This is a genomic window from Pseudomonas sp. PA-4-8C, assembly GCF_021606625.1.
In the GTDB taxonomy this organism is placed as follows: Bacteria; Pseudomonadota; Gammaproteobacteria; order Pseudomonadales; family Pseudomonadaceae; genus Aquipseudomonas; species Aquipseudomonas lactis.
Genome location: NZ_WKCD01000372.1, coordinates 1 through 4,349 on the forward strand (window position 1 = coordinate 1; position 4,349 = coordinate 4,349).

Sequence of the window (4,349 nt, forward strand, 5' to 3'; positions counted from 1 at the left end):
GTTTTGGTTTCATCAAGAATCCAACTGCCCCAGCAAAATGATTCTTTATTGCCTATAAAGTCATAAAGCCTGACCGTGCCGATAGCCTGACCTGTATCACTACGTTCTATAATAAAGTAATATTCTTGCGCAGCCTTTTCTCTTGATTTGTAGCTAAGAAGCCACGCTCGCTGCGCTTCAACGTCACCCGTTACAGCGGATAGATGTTCATTTAACGCCGAGTTCACTCTTAGCGAATGAATATATGCGGCATCATCACTCTCAGCCAATCGTAAACGTACGGTTTTCCCTTGAATATCATGCATAACGCTTCACCGCCAACTTAAAGTCATTATAATTTCTAATGTAGTCAGACTCTTTATAGTGATCGCTTGCGAAAACCAGAAGCACGCAATCTTCACTAAAGTCGTGCATTTCCCGCCAAATCAGGTTCTTTACATGAAGCGCTTTTTGCGGAGCGTCAAGCCACGTGTTTTGTACCGTTACTCCATCGTCCGTCAAAATACGACAACTTCCGGACACACAAACAATATACTGCTGGAGTCGATAGTGCGCATGATACCCTCGACTCACATCTTTGCGTGTATCAAAAATATAATAAGCGCGACGAATATCAAAAGGAATATTCAGTCCTTGTTCAAGAGCAATCAAGCTGCCCCTATCGTCGCCCAGAACTTTAAGACTGTGCGCAACAACACTGCCTTTAAGAGACTCTTTCGATGAGCCCACGTCGGTAAAAAGCGGAGCAGCTTGATCTCTTTCACTGATGATTAGGTTTTCACAGACTGGCCAATCAATAGCCAACTCGGGATCGTTCCATCGAATACTCCGCTCACTGTGTTCCCTATAGACATCAGTCGTCTTGCAAAACAATTGCGTATTATCTTCCAGTGCCAGAAAGCCATGGGCAAACCCCTCAGGAATCCAGAGCATCTTTTGATTGGCTTCGCTAAGCTCTATACCGAGCCACTGAGCATACGTGGACGAGCCTTTACGCAGATCAACAACTACGTTATATATTGCACCGCTGAGTACCCGTACTAACTTACCTTGAGCGTGTGGATCCATTTGGTAATGCAAGCCACGCAGTACATTTTTCTTGGAGCAAGAGTGATTGTCCTGGATAAAAGATCTAGGGACAGCGCAACCCAACAACTCGAGCTTTTTATGAAAAAGAGGCTCATTGAACACCTCAGAAAACCAGCCTCGATCATCTTCTAAGACGCTTGGCTGAATAATAACTACATCCGAAATCTCACTTTGAGTTAACCTCATGTACCTGAAGCCTCATCCAATAGCCTTTTCAAATAATCATCCTTACCTGCTTTACTTAACGTGGTTATATGCTCACTTAGTTTTTTGGGGACGGCTATCCGGCCTTTATGGTAAGCAATATCCTTCAGGCGAACGATGTTCAAACGGTGTATCAGTACAACGGAGCACACAAATTTATTAGCTTTTGATGATGAATCATGGAAGCTGGAGTCAAGCCGTTCTGCCCCACGCCCCTTCACTTTTAAACTCGGGCATTCTTCACCCCGATCAGTTGAAAGCAACGAAACTTCATAGCTGCCAGCGTGCTTGCACGCAGACGGGGGACACCCCCTCGCCCATTTGTCATGAAGCGACTTCGCTGGGTCGCAAAAACCCAGAAGAGGATAAAGCACGCCCCCACCCTCAGCAGGAGGGGAGGCTTCGAGTTTGGTGTCCGTCATATCTCTACCTTCCCTTAGGTGTCTGGACTAATCCCCATGCGGCGTCAGCAGAGCACTTAAACAAATGCGCGAGGTTACGTATTATGCCGCAAATTTGCTCTAAGTCTGAAATGTCGTCAATCGCCTGCGTCTTATGCCCTGGCTACGCCGGGGACTCTCTCAGCACTGATTCGACAGAGCCGAAAATCCACACAACGAAACTCTGTAACATTACAATCAGGGCGATTGACTTTTTAAAAATCGCTCGGTCGCTATGCAGGCCTCATGACGATGATGCCCCATCCTGCACGAACCACCACTCACCTAACCCTCGAGCTGAGTGACGCGTGAAATAGTACTATAGAGGGCGCTGCCTGAGCGCGATCGTAGTTAATTAATCTCAGAGCAGGCAACATCTGAGCTCAGCCTCTTAAAGAAGCCACTACGATCCAGTCCGAAGGAAGCGCAGATCTGCATAAACGGCCATCAAGAAATACGGGGAGGTTCGCCATCCAGTGACGTCGCCCCAGCGCCGCTCGATGAAATCGGAAGAGTACGATAGAATGATTGACGATTTCTAATGAACGCCCAAATGAACGCCAAAGCACATCCGACGATAAAGCCCAAAATGATCCCGATCACTACGACCAACAACCGCTTGGGCTTGAAAGGAGTTAAAGGTTCTTGAGCTGGCCTATCTATCGTGACCAATTTAACCCCAGCCATATCAATACTCAAATTACGAAGCCTCGCCTCTTCGGCACGTAGAGGCTGGACACCGGCCAAAAACAGGTCTTCCTTTTCACGGCTTTTCAACACTTCAATCTCACGATTGGCTTCGAGCAATTGAAGCTCTTTTGCAATTTGCGCTATTCGACCTTCGGTAAAGTCGTCGGACTTGCGCTTCATCAAGGCATTACGCTCTGCTTCAAGCGCTTCAACCCCCATGAAATACAGCGGAATTTGTTGATTATTGATCTCGGTGCGCATGACACTATTACTTGGTGATCGTTCCGAATCGCCCAACAGTGACGGCGTGCTGGGCTTTCTGATACCAAGCGACTTGGCGATACCAATTGCCTCGTCCAACTGAGCCACTCTATCGGTGCGCAATGTCTTTAGCTGAGCTCTCAACGCCTTTCGCTCATCTTGCAATTGAGCCCGGCGCAGGTTATCGAGCTCGCTAAGCGATGCTATCTTGGCCTCTTTATCAACTTCATAGTTTGCACGCGCCGCATCTAGCTTGCCTGCAATCTCAGTCAGACGGTTTTTTATTATAACGCGCATATCGGAGGCTATTTGTTCTCGCTCCGTATCAATCGCATAGTTAACAAGGCCATTCAGAATAGAGACACCGTCTACTCCCTTCGGATAAGTCATTTCCAGCTTGATATAGGCACTGAGAGAGTCAGCTTTTCTGGGATCAGGCAATATCAAGCTGATTGAGTTGCGATTAAACTCTTCAAAACTCTGCTCCAACGTCCTTCCCGGCGCTTCAAACTCCTTGAAGAAACCTGGGTTTGCACGAAAGAAACCTAGCCGGGTTTCATAAGACTCTAGAGATGCCCCCACCTTGGTTAAGGCTTCGCCTGGCGGAAGCTTATACACCTCAGAACGATTAAGGGCATCTAGTTCATTGATGGCCGCAGGGCGTAAAACACTGCTGACCTCATAAGTGGGAGTAATCAGAAACGCGCAGGCAACGGCGATCAACCCTGCCGAAACTGTAATAGCCGCAACCAGTTTTTTACGCTGCAAGGTAATTTTGACAAGCTGAATGAAATCAATTTCTTCAGCGTGAGAAAAAGGAGAGACACGGAGGCTACTACTCACAACAAAAACCTGCCTTCAAAGAGAAACTGCGGGCTCGTTATGCAGACAAAATTGCGTATTTTTTATTCTAATTGGATGACCGCCAAAACCCGGCGTCTCTGCCAAATTTTGAGCGCACAAAATGCCTGTTATCGAGAACAGATTCCATTCTGCCATCTCTTTGGCATATTACAAGTCTTGACATGTATGCCAGACGATTCTGAATTTCCCATGAGAACTGTCGCAACCAGCGGGGCTAGGTAGCTAGGCAGATTGAAGCGCTGGACATGATAAGGTTTCTGACAAACGGTTGCCAACGCGACTGCTTCCCTAGGACTTAACCCTAAACCACCGCCTTACCCCGACGCCTACGCACAACCACACCCAACACAGGCCCAATCATCATCCCCACAATCAAAGCCACCACCACAAACACCGCCACCGGCATCTGCGCAGTACTCCACCCCAGGAACGACAGCGCCACGCCCTGCTGGTTCTCCAGCACAAACGCCAAAACCACCAACGCTGCAAGCACCGCAATCAACACCGCAACAACGCGCTTAACCCCACGCATACCCTTCTCCTTCCCCAAAAACACTCAGACGCCTTCTTCCTCTTCTTCGTTCACCCGATCGCGCAATTCCTTGCCCGGTTTGAAGTGGGGAACGAATTTGCCGTCGAGGCTGACGGATTGGCCGGTTTTTGGGTTGCGGCCTACGCGGGGTGCGCGGTAGTGCAGGGAGAAACTGCCGAAGCCGCGGATTTCGATGCGATCTCCGGTGGCCAGGCATTGGGACATTTGCTCAAGCATGGTCTTGATAGCCAGCTCCACATCCTTGGATG

The 4,349-nt window shown here is 48.5% G+C and carries 6 protein-coding genes; all 6 read right to left on the reverse strand.

Going from position 1 to position 4,349, the window contains the following annotated elements:
• The coding region (locus GIW04_RS28290) for a GNAT family N-acetyltransferase (protein ID WP_236479434.1) at positions 1–305 on the reverse strand (305 nt) is incomplete at its 3' end.
• Complete coding sequence (gene rfbC / locus GIW04_RS31370; protein ID WP_120247693.1) at positions 298–1,275, reverse strand: dTDP-4-dehydrorhamnose 3,5-epimerase; 978 nt, start codon at positions 1,273–1,275, stop codon at positions 298–300. The genes rfbC and GIW04_RS28290, both read right to left, overlap by 8 nt.
• A complete protein-coding gene (locus tag GIW04_RS28305; protein ID WP_147412229.1) occupies positions 1,272–1,715 on the reverse strand; it encodes a hypothetical protein in 444 nt (147 codons plus the stop codon). Before GIW04_RS28305 ends, rfbC begins: the two co-directional genes overlap by 4 nt.
• A 465-nt stretch (positions 1,716–2,180) precedes the next feature.
• Positions 2,181–3,527, reverse strand: a complete 1,347-nt coding sequence (locus GIW04_RS28310; protein WP_120247692.1) for a Wzz/FepE/Etk N-terminal domain-containing protein — start codon at positions 3,525–3,527, stop codon at positions 2,181–2,183.
• 322 nt (positions 3,528–3,849) lie between these two features.
• Positions 3,850–4,080 carry a lipopolysaccharide assembly protein LapA domain-containing protein gene (locus GIW04_RS28315; RefSeq protein ID WP_120247691.1) on the reverse strand — a complete coding sequence of 77 codons (231 nt, stop codon included), beginning with the start codon at positions 4,078–4,080 and terminating at the stop codon, positions 3,850–3,852.
• A gap of 24 nt (positions 4,081–4,104) precedes the next feature.
• A partial coding sequence (gene ihfB / locus GIW04_RS28320) for an integration host factor subunit beta (protein ID WP_236479436.1) occupies positions 4,105–4,349 on the reverse strand: 245 nt, incomplete at its 5' end.

What these genes read in the sequence shown, in the direction of transcription:
- rfbC (WP_120247693.1), bottom strand. Translation starts at nt 1,275, where the DNA reads ATGAGGTTAACTCAAAGTGAGATTTCGGATGTAGTTATTATTCAGCCA.
- GIW04_RS28305 (WP_147412229.1), bottom strand. Translation starts at nt 1,715, where the DNA reads ATGACGGACACCAAACTCGAAGCCTCCCCTCCTGCTGAGGGTGGGGGC.
- GIW04_RS28315 (WP_120247691.1), bottom strand. Translation starts at nt 4,080, where the DNA reads ATGCGTGGGGTTAAGCGCGTTGTTGCGGTGTTGATTGCGGTGCTTGCA.